Origin of the sequence: Acinetobacter pragensis, assembly GCF_001605895.1 — a bacterium.
In the GTDB taxonomy this organism is placed as follows: Bacteria; Pseudomonadota; Gammaproteobacteria; order Pseudomonadales; family Moraxellaceae; genus Acinetobacter; species Acinetobacter pragensis.
In genome coordinates this window covers 55,722-71,685 of record NZ_LUAW01000018.1, presented here as the reverse complement: position 1 = coordinate 71,685, position 15,964 = coordinate 55,722, and the positions used below count along the sequence as shown (strand labels likewise).

The following is a 15,964-nucleotide window of genomic DNA, read 5'->3' as shown; positions in this document are numbered from 1 at the left end:
CTCAGACAATTCAGGCTTTGACAGTTTTTTTGCAAATTTTTCGACACATTGCTTCACTTCTGCAACGAGAATATCAGGGTAATAATCATCATCAAACATTGGGAGAAGTAAATCTGCAAACATACAGGCACTCTGAGCACACTAAAACTAAGCGTGCTTATATAACATACCTATACAAAATTACCAAATAAAATACACCGAAACATCAGTTCCAGTTCAATGACTGCAATACTAGACCGCTGACTGCATGGCTTGCCACATTCGAATGGCGTCAGACATTGCCTTCACATCATGCGCACGCACCATGCATGCCCCTTGCTGAATGCTGAACATATGCGCCGCAACCGATCCGATAGCGCGGTTTTGAGCATCTGCCCCATTCAATGCCTCGCCAATAAAACGCTTACGCGATAACGCAGATAAAATCGGGTAGCCCAGCGCATTCAATTGATACAGCTCATTCAGCAGCTTTAAGTTTTGCGATGCATTTTTTGCAAAGCCAAATCCCGGATCAATCATTATATTTTCTGGCTGAACACCTGCTGCCAAGGCATCACTGATGCGCAGCTCCAGTTCGGACATAACATCTGCCGTTACATCGTCATACTGATCCAGACTATTCATAGTTGTGGGTTCACCGCGCATATGCATAATCATCACTGGAATATTCAAAGATGCCGCGGTCTCCAATGCATGCGGCCTGGTCAGCGCACGCACATCATTCCAAATATGCGCTCCCGCTTTCACTGCATCTTTAATGACTTCAGGCTGAGAAGTATCAATGGAGATCACCACGTTCAGTGTCGACAGCTCCTTTACTACAGGCACAACACGTCTGATTTCTTCATCTACAGATACAGGAGATGCGCCTGGCCGGGTTGATTCGCCGCCGACATCAATCACGGTTGCCCCGTCTGCTATCATCTGCTTTGCATGTTCAACCGCCTGCGCCTTGCCATTGTGCTTTCCGCCATCACTGAACGAATCGGGTGTTACATTTAAAATACCCATAATATGCGGGATTGAAAGATCCAGCGTTATGTTTCCGCATTTCAGTGTTTTATGGGGCAAAGGCATCAGCTGCATTTAAAGACTCCTAGAATTCTGCAGGCATTTTAACAAGTTTCATTCATACCAAGCTGAATTCTTTTCAATGCCTTTGACACAATTTAAGCGTGAATGATTGAACACTTAAGATTAATCTTTCGCTCATCTGATGCAGCAAAATTTTTTAAGCATAAAAAAGCCCCAATCACTTGAGGCTTTTTTTATATCATTTAGTACAGTCTAATGTTCAGCTCGCTGGCAAAGGCGGCGGTGTAGCCGGACCATCCGTCGGCACTACATCAATCACCGGATTCTCAGCAACATACACTTTTGGCGGCTTCGGTTCACGGCCTTCCATAATGTCACGGATCTGCTCGCGGTCAATCGTTTCCCACTCAAGCAAAGCCTTCACCATCGCATGTGCGATATCTTTATTATTTTCCAAGATATCACGCGCAATATGGTACTGCTCATCAATGATGCGGCGCACTTCAGCATCAACCTGCTGCTGAGTAGCCTCTGAAATTGTACGGCTGCCAATGCTTCCCATGAAAGATTGCTGTGCATCCTCTTCATAGACCATTACGCCCAATTTGTCAGACATACCGTATTTGGTCACCATTGCACGCGCCATTTTGGTTGCACGTTCAAAGTCATTTGAAGCGCCAGTCGACATTTGATTAATGAAGACTTCTTCTGCAATACGGCCACCAAACAAAATTGAAAGTTCATTCAGCATTTTGTCTTTGTAGTGGCTGGTTTGATCAAATTCAGGCAGCTGCCATGTCACACCTAACGCCCAACCGCGTGGCATAATCGTTACTTTATGCACAGGATCTGTACCCGGTAAAATTTCAGCAACAATCGCGTGGCCTGCTTCATGGTATGCCGTCGCCCGGCGCTCTTCTTCACGAAGCACCATCGATTTACGCTCAGGCCCCATATACAGCTTGTCTTTTGCATCTTCAAAATCATGCATATCGACCGTATTTTTGTTACGGCGCGCAGCAAATAGCGCAGCTTCATTCACAAGGTTCGCCAGCTGTGCGCCAGAGAAGCCCGGTGTACCGCGTGCAAGCACTTTAACATCCACGCCAGTTGTTGAAGGCAGCTTCTTCAAGTGAACATTTAAGATTTGCTCACGGCCTTTAATATCCGGCAGCCCCACCATCACTTGACGGTCAAAACGGCCTGGGCGAAGCAAGGCTTTATCCAGTACATCGGCGCGGTTAGTCGCAGCAATGACAATAATGCCTTCATTGCCTTCAAAACCGTCCATTTCTACCAGCATCTGGTTCAAGGTTTGCTCACGCTCATCATGACCGCCGCCTGTACCTGAACCGCGGTGACGGCCAACTGCATCAATTTCATCAATAAAGATAATACATGGTGCATGGCGCTTCGCCTGTTCAAACATGTCGCGTACACGTGATGCGCCGACACCTACAAACATTTCGACGAAATCAGAACCTGAAATACTGAAGAACGGAACTTTCGCTTCGCCGGCAATCGCTTTGGCAAGCAAAGTTTTACCTGTACCCGGCGGCCCCACCATTAATACGCCTCGAGGAATCATGGCGCCTAGACGTTTGAATTTAGTCGGATCTTTAAGAAAATCTACAATTTCTACAACTTCTTGCTTTGCTTCATCACAGCCAGCAACATCTGTAAATGTCACTTTGATTTGGTCGTCAGACAGCATTTTGGCTTTTGATTTACCGAAGCTCATCGGGCCGTTTTTACCGCCTGCGCCACCGCCCATGTTGCGCATAAAGAACATGAACAGCAAAATGATTAGAAGTACTGGGAAGCTAGCAATGAGAAGCTGCATTAACAGACCTTGACGCTGAGGCGCTGTGCCTTCAACAACAACGTTGTTTTTAATCAGGTTCGGCATCAGTTCAGGATCTTGAACCGCTGGACGAATACTTTCAAATTCAGAACCGTTTGATTTCTCGCCACGGATTCTTTCGCCATCAATTGTGACTTGTTTAATTTGACCAGCATTCACCGCAGCGACAAACTCAGAATAGTTCATTGCTGTCGGCTGGCTGCGGTCACTGACGTTGCTGAAAATGAGCACCAGCACACCCAGTATAATGAGCCACAATACGGCATTCTTAAAAAGATCGCTCAAAGCTTTATTCCCATATCAATCTAATTTGATCATGCCCAACCAAGGGGTTGACCCTAATATTTACGCTGCAGACCAGCTTTACAATTCGCTAAAAAGGTACAAAATGCACAATTTTTAACGTGTTGGCAAGTAAACTTTACTTGAAACCCTTCTTGCGTCCTTGACCGATTAAAAATACCTCTTTAGATCGGGCACGTGAAGCAGCGGGCTTAGCTGTCTTCAATACATCAAAATTATCAACAACCTGCTTGCGGAACTCATCAAAACCTGTTCCTTGGAAAACTTTCACGACAAACTGACCTTTTGGGCCAAGCACTTTGGTCGCAAAATCCAGCGCAAGCTCGCACAAATAAATTTGCCGCGGCTGATCGACTGCCTTATTACCTGATGTATTGGGGGCCATATCCGAAATTACAACGTCTACCATGCGCCCATTTAAAATATTTAACAATTTTTCGAATACTTCTTCTTCGCGGAAGTCACCTTGAAGAAAGGTCACGTCGGGCAATGCATCCATTTCCAAAATATCGGATGCAACCACCAAGCCCTTATCGCCCACCAGCTTACCGGCAATCTGCGACCAGCTGCCGGGCGCCGCGCCTAAATCCACCACAATCATGCCGGGCTTAATGAGCTTGTATTTTTCTTGAATCTCAAGCAGTTTGTATGCGGCGCGCGCGCGATAACCTTCCTTTTGCGCTTTTTTGACAAAAGGATCATCTAAATGTTCACGCATCCAGTCTCGGCTGCTCTTGGATAATTTTTGATTGGTAATGCGCGTCGCCATAACTCTCTAAATAAAATAAACTTCTAATCTTTGATTGTACGTGAAAAACACCTCATTTGCAGTATACATGTGTATCTAAATCGCGGTTTCGTGCCAGTTTTTTTCAATATTGCGCATCGATATTTTCAGAGAATTTAAAGCGTTTGATCTTTGCTTTTGCTATACTGGGCCGTTTTTATATTTAGGTTACATTTATGGCGGCTTTATCTATTCAAGAACGTAAGCGTTTACGTCAAATCGGACATGCTTTAAACCCAGTAGTTATGGTGGGTGACAAAGGCTTAACTGAAAATGTAATTGAAGAATTAGCCCGTGCGCTGAATGACCATGAACTGATTAAAGTTAAAGTGGTTGCTGAAGACCGTGAAGCGCGCGGCGCATTGATTGCGGATATCGCAGCGGCGACCGGTTCAGAAGTTGTACAAACGATTGGTAAAATTGCGCTGCTTTATAAAAAAGCGCCAAAGCAAAATGCCAAATTGTCGAACCTGGTTCGCCATGCGCATTTGTCTAACTAATCACTAACATGGCAAGTTATGACCTAAATGCATTTGACCGCCGTTTTGAAGCAATTTCACTCGTCGGCGCAATAGAACAGCAAAGCCCATATACAGTCAATGTGGGCTATTGGCTGCGTGACCCGAACCAGTATATGCAATGGCCTGACATCGTTAATGCTCACCCGCGTCAAGATTTTTTGTGGGAACAAACCTGTTTTGAAATTTTCATTGGTGTGCACGGTGAAGACTTTTACCGCGAAATCAACCTCTCCCCTTCGCAGGCATGGCAAGCTTATCAGTTTGAAGAATACCGCTATCCAGAAGATATGCCTCCGCAAGCAGCTGATGATATTGAGCTGAATCAGCTGAAACGCACACATTATGGCATGAATATCAGTATTGACCTGACCGAGTTCATGCTGCGGCATAAGCTGAAATGGTCTGATATTTATCTCGGATTGAGTGCAGTGCTGAAAACATCGCAAGGCGATCACTTCTATGCTATGCAGCATAGCAGTCCAAATGCAGATTTTCATAACAAGCGTGACTGGCTGCATCAATTTTAAAATTGATCCAGCAATAAAAAAGCAAAAGGTTTTCCTTTTGCTTTTTTATTGCTGGATTTCTGCATGTTCAAGCATCATTTATAAATTTCCATCATTTTAGCAGCTTCAATCACGGTATTTTTATTGCATTTTTTTACTTCACGCCTGTACTGAATGCCTACCGCCAAATAACTTGTAATTACTAAACATCCAAATGCTATTGCCGCCAGCCCAAAATGAACACCCATTCCAATCAAGCAGCTTAAAGCATATCCTATAAAGATAATTTTCAACGGCAACGATTTCATCAGCAACAGTAAAGTCAAGCTCCGCAACATGCATGCCCAAATCAGATTAGCTATGCCATTTCCTCAAGGTTTTTATTGTCTATATTTTTTACATAAAAACAAAGAGAACAGTACATCCCTGTACTGCTCTTTTTTATTACGAAAGGTACTTAAACCTGTTTCAGCTTTTTAAAACATCTGTAGTTTCATCTGTTTTCTCCGCCTCTGGTTTCAGCGCCGCAACTTTCTTCCAAGCATCCAAAGTATGTTCCTTAGAACGCTTATAGGTCTCCGCCAGCTGATCTTTATGCTTAGCTGAAATCTGACTGACATCTTCTTTCAGCTCTTTACCCAATTTAGCGATGTCATCTATCACCTCATTAAATTCGGTTTTAACAAACTCTTTCAGCTCAGATAAATCTTTTTGAGAAGAACCGAACTGCGCTTTAAGCAGATCAATTTTTTGCAGCACATCCTGCTTTAACTGACGCAGCTGCTCCTGCACACTCGCATTTAACTGCTTCGCTTCAGCTTGAATTTTATCTTTGCTTTCAGTGACCGCTTCAGCAACCTGATCTGTCGCTTCTTTCGCCGCCTGCTCCAGCTGTTCCGCACCATCAGCCGCGATGGTTTTTAAGGTTTTTGCCGTTTCTGCCTGTTTATGAGTTGCCGCCATGATCTTATACCTATAGTTATTCATGAGTTTTACAGCTTAAATGGATTTGATAAATTTTAATTTATGATTTGTCAGACAATAATTAAATGCTTACATTTTTTAACGAAGAAAGAAAAATACACGATCAGTCAAAAAGCAAGCCTTTTATCTTACATATTGATGATAAATGCGATGGACTTTAAAGGCCTTGCTGCGTATAATGCCGTGTTAAGTTCAAGCGAGCAGACATAGGGAGGAAAGGTTTTAAAGTGGCCTTCCTTTTTTTTCGTCTACTCGCTTTTTTACAGCCTAAATTTCAGGAGCTTTGGTTTGAGCACCCCAGCAATTTTAGCCCTAGCCGATGGTACTATTTTTAAAGGTACTTCAATTGGCGCATCGGGTAGTACGACTGGTGAAGTCGTTTTCAACACTGCCATGACTGGCTATCAAGAAATTTTGACTGACCCGAGTTATGCACAGCAGCTTGTAACACTAACATACCCGCATATTGGCAATACGGGCTGCAATGATGAAGACGCTGAGTCAGGTCGAATTCATAAAGTCTGGGCCAACGGATTGATCATTCGTGACCTGCCTTTATTGCATAGCAACTTCCGTTCAACGCAATCACTTGGCGATTACCTTAAACAGCACAATGTTGTTGCTATCGCAGACATCGATACACGTAAATTAACGCGTATTCTGCGGGCTAAAGGCGCACAAAACGGCTGCATTCTTGCTGGCGAAAACGCTACAGAAGAAGAAGCTTTGGCTAAAGCGCGCGCTTTTGGCGGTCTTAATGGTTTAGACCTGGCGAAAGAATGCTGCGACCCAGAAGGTTTCGAATGGACAGAAGGCTCTTGGGCTCTTGGTAAAGGCTTTGCTCAACCAGAACTTAAATTCCATGTTGTTGCATACGATTACGGTGTCAAAACCAACATCTTACGTATGCTCGCAGACCGCGGCTGTAAACTGACCGTTGTGCCTGCGCAGACTTCAGCAGAAAAAGTCCTTGCCTTGAATCCGGACGGCGTGTTCCTTTCAAACGGTCCCGGCGATCCAGCAGCATGCGACTATGCCATTGAAGCTGTAAAAACAATTGTTGAAACTACTGACATTCCAGTATTCGGCATTTGCTTAGGTCATCAAATTCTTGCACTGGCTTCAGGCGCAAAAACTGTGAAAATGCCTCACGGCCACCACGGCGCTAACCATCCTGTACAGAATCTTGAAGATGGTACTGTGATGATTACTTCTCAGAACCACGGCTTTGCAGTTGATACTGATACGCTTCCAGCAAACTTGAAAGCAACGCACAAATCTCTGTTCGATCAAACCTTGCAAGGTATGCACCGTACAGACAAACCTGCATTCAGCTTCCAAGGACATCCTGAAGCAAGCCCTGGTCCGCATGACTGCGCACCGCTGTTCGATCATTTCATCGAACTTATCGAAGCATCTAAGAAGTAATTAAGGAAGCATCATGGCTAAACGTACAGACATTAAAAGCATCTTAATTATTGGTGCGGGTCCGATTGTGATCGGGCAGGCATGCGAGTTTGACTATTCAGGCGCTCAAGCATGCAAAGCCCTTCGTGAAGAAGGCTACCGTGTTATTTTGGTCAACTCTAACCCAGCGACCATTATGACTGACCCTGCAATGGCGGATGCAACGTATATCGAACCGATTACGTGGCAAACTGTTGCAGCCATCATTGAGAAAGAACGCCCAGACGCAGTTCTTCCGACAATGGGCGGTCAAACTGCATTGAACTGCGCGCTTGCACTGGATGCAAACGGCATTTTAAAAAAATACAATGTTGAACTGATCGGCGCGACAAAAGAAGCGATTGAAAAAGCCGAAGACCGTAAACTTTTCGATATCGCAATGCGTAAAATCGGATTGGAATGCCCGCGCGCTGACGTTGCAGAAAGCATGGAACACGCGCTTGAAATCCAAGCCCGTTTCGGCTTCCCTGTCATTATCCGCCCTTCATTTACGATGGGCGGTTCAGGCGGCGGTATCGCATACAACCGTGAAGAATTCATTGAAATCTGTGAACGAGGTTTCGACCTCTCTCCGACTAAGCAATTATTGATCGATGAATCTTTAATTGGCTGGAAAGAGTACGAAATGGAAGTTGTCCGTGACAAAAACGACAACTGCATTATTGTATGTACCATTGAAAACTTTGACCCAATGGGCGTGCATACCGGTGACTCAATCACGGTCGCTCCTGCGCAGACACTGACTGACAAAGAATTCCAATTGCTTCGTAACGCATCTTTAGCAGTGCTTCGTGAAATTGGTGTAGAAACAGGCGGTTCGAACGTTCAGTTCGGTATTAACCCGAAAGACGGCCGTATGGTTGTGATCGAGATGAACCCGCGTGTTTCACGCTCATCTGCGCTTGCATCTAAAGCGACTGGTTTCCCAATTGCGAAAATTGCGGCGAAATTGGCTGTAGGCTACACCCTTGATGAGTTGAAAAACGACATCACTGGCGGTACAACGCCTGCATCATTCGAACCTGCAATTGACTACGTTGTTACCAAGATTCCTCGTTTCAACTTCGAAAAATTCCCGAAAGCTGACGCAACTTTGACGACGCAGATGAAATCTGTCGGTGAAGTAATGGCAATTGGCCGCAACTTCCAAGAGTCAGTGCAAAAAGCGCTTCGCGGCCTTGAAGTCGGCGCTTGCGGTTTTGATGAAAAAATCGAAGTCGGTACTGATGGTGCGAAAGACAAGATCCTGCAAGAACTTAAAGTTCCGGGTCCTGAGCGTATTTGGTACGTAGGCGATGCTTTCCGTCATGGTTTCACTTTAGACGAAGTTTTTGCTGCGACCAATATCGACCGCTGGTTCTTGATTCAAATCGAAGACATCATCAAAACTGAAGAGCAAATCAAAACTTTAGGCTTTGGCGATTTGAATGCTGACAACATCCGCTCGTTTAAACGCAAAGGCTTATCAGACCTTCGCATTGCGGACTTGATGGGCATTTCACAGAAACAATTCCGTAAGCACCGCTGGAACTTGGGCGTAACTCCGGTTTACAAACGTGTGGATACCTGTGCAGCAGAATTCGAATCTGATACTGCTTACATGTATTCAACTTACGATGAAGAATGTGAAGCGAATCCGTCAACTCGCGACAAGATCATGGTGATCGGCGGCGGCCCTAACCGTATCGGTCAAGGGATCGAATTCGATTACTGCTGTGTGCACGCTGCCCTTGCAATGCGTGATGACGGCTACGAAACCATCATGGTGAACTGTAACCCTGAAACGGTTTCAACAGACTACGACACATCAGACCGCCTGTACTTCGAACCGATTACTTTGGAAGATGTGCTTGAAATCGTACGTGTTGAAAAGCCAAAAGGCATTATCGTGCAATACGGCGGTCAAACACCGCTTAAATTGGCTCGCGCTTTAGAAGAAGCCGGTGCGCCAATTATCGGTACATCACCAGACGCGATTGACCGTGCAGAAGACCGTGAACGTTTCCAGCAAATGATTCAGCGCCTGCAGCTTCGCCAGCCGAACAACAGCATTGTAAAATCTGCTGAAGAAGGCATGGCTGAAGCGTCTAAAGTGGGTTATCCGCTGGTTGTCCGCCCATCTTATGTACTGGGTGGCCGCGCGATGGAAATCGTGTATAACGATGACGAACTGAAACGCTACTTGCGTGATGCGGTTCAAGCATCGAATGATGCCCCTGTCCTTCTTGACCACTTCCTGGATGATGCCATTGAAGTGGACGTAGACTGCGTATCAGACGGCAAAGACGTTGTGATTGGCGGTATCATGCAGCACATCGAACAAGCCGGCATTCACTCAGGTGACTCTGCATGTTCAATTCCTCCTTATTCTTTATCTAAAGAAGTTCAGGACGAAATGCGCCGTCAAACCATCGCTATGGCAAAAGAGCTTGGCGTAATCGGTTTGATGAACGTTCAGTTTGCTGTTAAAGGCACTGATGTTTACATTCTTGAAGTGAACCCGCGTGCATCGCGTACAGTGCCGTTCGTTTCTAAATGCATCGGTGAATCTTTAGCGAAAGTGGCTGCGCGCTGCATGGCTGGTCAATCGCTGGAATCTCAAGGATTCACTCAAGAGATCATCCCGACTCACTTCTCTGTAAAAGAAGCAGTGTTCCCATTCAACAAATTCCCTGGCGTTGACCCGATTCTTGGCCCTGAGATGAAATCTACAGGCGAAGTAATGGGCGTTGGCAAAACATTTGGTGAAGCATTCTATAAAGCTGTGTTAGGCTCTAATGATCGCCTGCCGGGTCTTCCAACCGAAGGCGAAGTGAAACACGCATTCTTATCTGTACGCCACTCTGACAAGCCTCGCGCTGTCGGTATTGCGAAACAGCTAACTGATCTTGGTTTCAAAGTCATCGCGACTGGCGGTACTTTTGACGTGATCAAAGAAGCGGGCATTGAATGTGAACGTGTGAACAAAGTTACAGAAGGTCGCCCTAATATCGTCGACCGCTTGAAAAATGGCGAAGTTCACCTCATTATCAATACAACTGAAGGCAAACAAGCTCAAGAAGATTCATTCTCGATCCGCCGCTCAGCACTTCAAGGCAAAGTGTATTACACCACTACCCTGAATGGCGCTGATGCTGTTTGCCAAGCTTTAGCCATTAAATTGCCAATGGATGTGTACCGCTTGCAAGACCTTACTAAAGGTTAATTAAGTTACCGATAAGTCCCGTCACTTTATCGGTGGCGGGATTTTTTCATTTTATAAACCTGTATTTTTTTAAATACCAAATTATGAGGGACAACAATGCAACGTTATCCTATGACTCCTGAAGGCAAACTAGCCTTAGAGAAAGAATTACATCAATTAAAAAGTATTGATCGTCCACGTATTATTGCTGCAATTGCAGAAGCGCGTGAACATGGGGATTTGAAAGAAAATGCGGAATACCATGCTGCCCGCGAACAGCAAGGTTTCTGTGAAGGCCGTATTCAAGACATCGAAGGCAAACTGGGTGCAGTTCAGGAAATTGATGTCAAAACTCTCGAGAAAAATGGCCGTGTCGTTTTTGGCGTGACTGTGACGATTGAAAACCTAGACACCGAAGAGCAAAAGACTTACAAGATTGTTGGCGATGATGAAGCAGACTTCAAAATCAATAAAATCTCGGTAAATTCACCTATCGCGCGCGGCCTTTTGGGCAAAAATGAAGGTGACGATGCCAAAATCGTGACTCCTCAAGGCGAAGTGGAATACGAAATTGTAAAGGTTGAATATCTTTAAGCTTTAAGGATTCAATACTGCAGCCCCTCTCTTGAGGGGTTTTTTATTGGCAATAAAATTATAAAAAAATTAAACCACCCATAGTTTAAATTTTTTCGATCTGAATTGGCGTGAAGTGACAGCGCCGAACGATACAAATCATCATTGCGGATTTATCCGATTACATTAGAGTGCTTATCAATAAAAATCAAAAATAGGCTGAACCATGAAATCTGGACGTGCCAGCAAAACGGCTGAGGCGGCAGCGGCCATTCGCGCCAATCACTATCTTTATGCCAAGCATCCGGTCTTTTCCGATCCGTATGCACTACAGATGACCAGTACTGCTTGGCGTTCACTGCTTTCACATCCATTATTGAATAAGGCTTTAAACTCCAGTTTTTGCAACCGCACATTCGGTCTGCTGACTGCACAGGTTGTGGCGCGCTCCCGCTATGCAGAAGAGCGGTTATTTCAAGCGATTGAAGGCGGCATACGGCAATATGTATTGATCGGTGCAGGGCTGGATTCTTTTATTTTACGTGCAGCCGCTCGCTATCCTGAATTAAAAATCTATGAATTCGATCATCCCGATACCCAAAATTCAAAAATAAAAACCCTCAATCTTCTGGGCAGCATTCCAAATAATGTCGAATTTGCACCCATCAATTTTGAACATGAAAAGCTTTCCGATGCATTGCAGCGCAGCGGCTTTGATGCCGATCAAGCCAGTTTCTTTTCTTGGCTAGGCACCACGCATTATTTAAGCCCAGAAACTACTTTAGCGACCTTGCAGGATATCTCCTCATTTGCCGCGGCAAATAGTGAATTGGTCTTGGACTATTCTATTCATTATAAAAATTTATCTGGAATTGAACGCATTGGCGCATTGACCGTTTCTAAATTTACCCATATTTTAAGTGAGCCAATTATTGGCGCCTTCTGCGCAGAGCAATTGCATCAATCTGTTCAGTACATGGGTTATAGGATATTGGATGATTTGTCTGGCAATGAGATTACAGCGCGGTACTTCTGTCAGCGTGCTGATGGCATCCGCCATACGCAGGCGACGCATTTGCTACATCTGAAGATTGCTTAGACATTTGCAGCCAGTCAGCTAAAATAGCTTTTCTGCTTACCCATTATTTTAAATTGTATGACCGAAAAATTGATTAATTCTCCTGTGAACCACTGGTGTGAGTTTGAGTTCATTTCCAAAACAGTGAAGAACCCGAATATTCACATTAAAGGGAATTATTCATATTACTCGGCCTATTGGGATCAAGGTTTTGAGCGTTGTGTGGTGCGCTATTTGCATGATAAGCCTGCAACTTTAGAGAAACCGATTGATCAGCTGCATATCGGCAATTTCGTCTGTTTTGGCGCAGAATGCGTGATTATGATGGGCGGCAATCAATTGCACCGTACAGACTGGATTTCCGCCTTTCCGTTCGATACACGCAGTTTTATGACTGCGGGTGACACCATGATTGGCGATGGCTGCTGGATTGGTTCACGCGCTATGATTATGCAAGGCGTAACACTCGGTGAAGGCGCTGTAGTCGCTACAGGTGCAGTGGTAACGAAAGATGTGCCCCCTTATGCCGTCGTTGGCGGCGTACCTGCAAAAATTATTAAATACCGTTTTGCTGAAACAGATATAGAAAAACTGCTTTCCCTCAAACTTTATGAGATGGATGAGAAGCAGTTTTTAAAGATACGGGAGCAGTTGCAAACGAATAATGTTAACTCTCTGCTTGAGTTTCTGAAATAAAACCAGATTCAATATAATTTTTCCAACTATCGACAAACTCGTCTGATTTACTCAACTTAGTCACGGAATAATTTGAATATAGTCTTAAGAGAACTCCTTCCTTTTCCTGTTGTTGCCCAGAAGTTGTATAGATTTTTATAGTGTTTTCTAACTGATCTGCCAGTTCTAAGAGTCCGAAGCTAGTTAACTCATACTTTTGCTTTAAACTATTTATTAAATTTCTTGCTAGATAACTTTCATCATCCCGCTGAAGAGTATCATTATTTATATATTCTAATAATCTCTTTAGAACTCTTCTAAAATACTGCACTGTAACTTGGAAATCACTATCAAATATTATTGCTATTACAATCATATCCTTATTTAAATTATTTGTTCTTAATAGGGCATATTGATTGACTTTTCTAATAAGTTCTCGCGAATTGTAATTTTTATATAATTGCAATGCCAATACCCAAAAATAAAAAGTACTAAAATGCTCTTTATTTTCAATTTCACCCATTCTAAAAAGCTGCTCTTTTAAGAGCATTTCATAATTATTTATAGCATCCAATTGAGGGAATTTAATCGTGAAATCAATAAACTTTTCAAAGTAATCGCCATTCGTTTCAATAGTATAGCCATATAAAGTGTGTACAGACTGTATAAGCTGAGGCTTATTCATCACCAAAACAAAAACAATTTTAGGAATATCAAAAAAGTGTTTAATACGCTCAATCAAACGAATTGCAAAATCAGGACGACAACGATCAAGTTCATCAATAATAAAAACTAGTGGTTTGTCTAACTTTTCAACTGTTTGAGCTAGATGTTTTTTGAATTCTTCTAAAGTTTTCTTTTCAGCTTCATGACCTGCAATTTTTCTTGAATACTTTCTTTAATTCGATCACTCGTCTCATCTGATAATTTATCTATTTCATCCTGCGCATTTTCATAACCTTGCTGCAAGATTCCACCTAAAAATCCAGCTCCAACAAGATGAAGTCCAAGCGTTAATGCAATTTTTGGTAAAGATGGCAACAATGCTGTACCTACAGATGCTGATAGATCTATTAGTTTTTTAACCTTACTTTTGGTCTTTTTGTCTTTACTTAAAGTATTTGTAATTTCTGAAGTCACAACTAAAAAAGGATCTTCCAAATAATCATTCGCAAAAGCATCTAGATAAATCACGTTGTGATCAGTATCTGTTAAATGCTTAGCCCAATGCCGCACAAACCACGTTTTACCCTCGCCCCAACGGGCATCCAAAGCAAGAACAGCTCCACAATTCAAACGATCAACATAGTTAGAAAGTTGTTCACCTAAACGACGACGATCCCAAAGATCACCATCCCATGCTGTTTCAATATTATCTAAGTTTGTACGAGACCAATTGAGCTGACTTTGTTCAAGCATTTTTAATTCATTATTAAGAAGTAAAATATAAACTATCTGAACAGAAAATTTTAATCAACTTATGACACTGCAAAAACTGCAGACAAAAAAAGACCACGTTTTGGAACGTGGTCTATAAAAATGGTGGCTATGACGGGACTTGAACCTGTGACCCCCGCATTATGAGTGCGGTGCTCTAACCAACTGAGCTACATAGCCTTAAACTGTGCGCGCATTATGTGGTTTTATCCAAAGTACGTCAAGTACTTAATGCGCTTAATTGATCAAAATTTGGTGAAGTGAGCCGATAAGCCGGGTTCTGTCGTGAACGATCATTCCTCTAGGCGTACAATCACTCGTACGCTCAAGCGACCTACCCGGATCCAGCACGGGCCGTGCCTCAGGATCCCTATTTGGTCTTGCTTCTGGTGGGGTTTACCTTGCCGTGAACTGTTGCCAGACACGCGGTGCGCTCTTACCGCACCCTTTCACCCTTACCTCCGAATTCGATTGCTCGAAAACATAATGGAGGCGGTCTACTCTCTGCTGCACTTGCCGTCGGCTTTCGCCGCCCAGGCGTTACCTGGCACCCTGCCCTATGAAGCCCGGACTTTCCTCCCCTGCTTCAATCACGGAGATTTCCACAGCAGCGATCGTCTGGCTCACTTCGAGCGGGATAATATCAAAGAAACAAACTAATTGCTTGATGTTTTTTGATCAGTCAGTCTTTCATACTTCAAATGCAGCTCTTCCTGCGTCTCTGCATGATTTGGATCAAGCGGAATACAGTCTACAGGGCAAAATAATTGACACTGCGGTTTGTCATGATGCCCAACGCATTCTGTACATAAATCCGGGTTAATCTCATAAATAGACTCCCCCATGTATATAGCCTCATTCGGGCATACAGGTTCACACACATCGCAATTGATGCATTCATCAGTGATATATAAGGACACTCTACCAGCCTTGTTGTTGTTTCCGCTTAAACGCGTCCACGACAGCCTGTGGTACAAACTGCGTTACGTCGCCATTTAAGCGTGCAATTTCACGTACTAATGTAGATGAAATAAAGGAATATTGTTCTGAAGGCGTCAAAAACACTGCTTCAAATTTTGAATCCAGCCGGCGGTTCATATTGGCTAACTGAAACTCATATTCAAAATCTGATACGGCGCGCAATCCGCGAAGTACAGCAGTCGCTTTCTGCTCATTAAAGAAGTTTACCAGCAGACCATCAAAACCTACAAATTCTACATTAGATAAATGGCTCAGCGAGTTTTTGGCCAGCTCTACACGCTCTTCTAAGCTAAACACCGGGTTTTTATGGTGACCAATAGCTATTGCGACCACCACTTCATCAAACATTCGTGATGCACGCGTGACTAAATCAATATGCCCATTGGTAATTGGATCAAATGTGCCCGGATAAATTACGCGAGTTTGAGACATCCATTTGTACTCAGTTTGTTGTGTAGATCTTTATTTTAGCAAAATCTTGTTTTTGGGTGAAGAAACTCCATCAATTTAAAAAGTTCATATATTTGCAAGTTCGGGTACAATAGTCCTAACTTTGGAATTTTTAGATT

At 43.6% G+C, this 15,964-nt stretch carries 14 protein-coding genes, 1 tRNA gene, 1 other RNA gene and 2 pseudogenes; 7 read left to right on the top strand and 11 right to left on the bottom strand.

Translation table 11 applies throughout. The features are described from left to right. The 4 genes and pseudogenes from AZH43_RS19220 to rlmE form a co-directional block, all read right to left on the bottom strand. Positions 1 to 123 (bottom strand): annotated as a pseudogene (locus AZH43_RS19220) (DUF5713 family protein); the annotation flags it as partial. Positions 124 to 231: 108 nt separating this feature from the next. After that, positions 232 to 1,086, bottom strand: coding sequence for a dihydropteroate synthase (folP, locus tag AZH43_RS08215; protein ID WP_067668572.1), 855 nt, complete (start codon positions 1,084 to 1,086; stop codon positions 232 to 234). Between the two features lie 208 nt (positions 1,087 to 1,294). Next, on the bottom strand, positions 1,295 to 3,184 hold the full coding sequence (gene ftsH / locus AZH43_RS08210) for an ATP-dependent zinc metalloprotease FtsH (protein WP_067668570.1): 1,890 nt from the start codon (positions 3,182 to 3,184) through the stop codon (positions 1,295 to 1,297). A gap of 136 nt (positions 3,185 to 3,320) precedes the next feature. Then, positions 3,321 to 3,971: a 23S rRNA (uridine(2552)-2'-O)-methyltransferase RlmE gene (gene rlmE / locus AZH43_RS08205; RefSeq protein ID WP_067668568.1), complete on the bottom strand. Its 651-nt coding sequence runs from the start codon at positions 3,969 to 3,971 to the stop codon at positions 3,321 to 3,323. A gap of 194 nt (positions 3,972 to 4,165) precedes the next feature. On the opposite strand from rlmE, the gene yhbY reads away from it, so the two are divergent. Beyond that, on the top strand, positions 4,166 to 4,489 hold the full coding sequence (gene yhbY / locus AZH43_RS08200) for a ribosome assembly RNA-binding protein YhbY (RefSeq protein ID WP_067668565.1): 324 nt from the start codon (positions 4,166 to 4,168) through the stop codon (positions 4,487 to 4,489). Positions 4,490 to 4,497: 8 nt separating this feature from the next. Beyond that, positions 4,498 to 5,037 (top strand): DOMON-like domain-containing protein, encoded by a 540-nt coding sequence (locus AZH43_RS08195; protein WP_067668563.1) that lies wholly within the window; start codon positions 4,498 to 4,500, stop codon positions 5,035 to 5,037. Between the two features lie 74 nt (positions 5,038 to 5,111). Here the strand turns inward: AZH43_RS08195 and AZH43_RS08190 are convergent, their stop codons facing one another. Both AZH43_RS08190 and AZH43_RS08185 read right to left on the bottom strand, forming a co-directional pair. Further along, complete coding sequence (locus AZH43_RS08190; protein ID WP_131796928.1) at positions 5,112 to 5,342, bottom strand: hypothetical protein; 231 nt, start codon at positions 5,340 to 5,342, stop codon at positions 5,112 to 5,114. A 142-nt stretch (positions 5,343 to 5,484) separates the two neighbouring features. Continuing rightward, positions 5,485 to 5,979, bottom strand: a complete 495-nt coding sequence (locus AZH43_RS08185; RefSeq protein WP_067668557.1) for a hypothetical protein — start codon at positions 5,977 to 5,979, stop codon at positions 5,485 to 5,487. Between the two features lie 309 nt (positions 5,980 to 6,288). Here AZH43_RS08185 and carA point away from each other — a divergent pair, with 309 nt between their 5' ends. The 5 genes from carA (at position 6,289) to AZH43_RS08160 (ending at position 12,998) form a co-directional block, all read left to right on the top strand. Next, entirely contained in the window at positions 6,289 to 7,428 is a 1,140-nt protein-coding gene (gene carA, locus AZH43_RS08180; protein WP_067668555.1) for a glutamine-hydrolyzing carbamoyl-phosphate synthase small subunit, read from the top strand. 13 nt (positions 7,429 to 7,441) lie between these two features. Continuing rightward, positions 7,442 to 10,672 carry a carbamoyl-phosphate synthase large subunit gene (carB, locus tag AZH43_RS08175; RefSeq protein ID WP_067668552.1) on the top strand — a complete coding sequence of 1,077 codons (3,231 nt, stop codon included), beginning with the start codon at positions 7,442 to 7,444 and terminating at the stop codon, positions 10,670 to 10,672. Positions 10,673 to 10,768: 96 nt separating this feature from the next. Further along, a complete protein-coding gene (gene greA / locus AZH43_RS08170) occupies positions 10,769 to 11,245 on the top strand; it encodes a transcription elongation factor GreA (RefSeq protein WP_067668550.1) in 477 nt (158 codons plus the stop codon). A 205-nt stretch (positions 11,246 to 11,450) separates the two neighbouring features. Continuing rightward, positions 11,451 to 12,323 carry a class I SAM-dependent methyltransferase gene (locus AZH43_RS08165; RefSeq protein ID WP_067668549.1) on the top strand — a complete coding sequence of 291 codons (873 nt, stop codon included), beginning with the start codon at positions 11,451 to 11,453 and terminating at the stop codon, positions 12,321 to 12,323. A gap of 57 nt (positions 12,324 to 12,380) precedes the next feature. Next, on the top strand, positions 12,381 to 12,998 hold the full coding sequence (locus AZH43_RS08160) for a CatB-related O-acetyltransferase (RefSeq protein WP_067668547.1): 618 nt from the start codon (positions 12,381 to 12,383) through the stop codon (positions 12,996 to 12,998). On the opposite strand, the pseudogene AZH43_RS19155 reads toward AZH43_RS08160, so the two are convergent. The 5 genes and pseudogenes from AZH43_RS19155 to coaD form a co-directional block, all read right to left on the bottom strand. Next, positions 12,970 to 14,396: pseudogene (locus tag AZH43_RS19155) on the bottom strand (KAP family P-loop NTPase fold protein). The gene AZH43_RS08160 and the pseudogene AZH43_RS19155 sit on opposite strands and share 29 nt — an antisense overlap. A 121-nt stretch (positions 14,397 to 14,517) precedes the next feature. Then, positions 14,518 to 14,594, bottom strand: a tRNA-Met gene (locus AZH43_RS08150). A gap of 73 nt (positions 14,595 to 14,667) precedes the next feature. Then, positions 14,668 to 15,044: RNase P RNA component class A (rnpB, locus tag AZH43_RS08145), an RNA gene on the bottom strand. A gap of 26 nt (positions 15,045 to 15,070) precedes the next feature. Continuing rightward, entirely contained in the window at positions 15,071 to 15,334 is a 264-nt protein-coding gene (locus AZH43_RS08140; protein WP_067668545.1) for a YfhL family 4Fe-4S dicluster ferredoxin, read from the bottom strand. A gap of 1 nt (position 15,335) precedes the next feature. Further along, entirely contained in the window at positions 15,336 to 15,827 is a 492-nt protein-coding gene (coaD, locus tag AZH43_RS08135) for a pantetheine-phosphate adenylyltransferase (RefSeq protein ID WP_067668543.1), read from the bottom strand. Between the last annotated feature and the right edge of the window lie 137 nt (positions 15,828 to 15,964).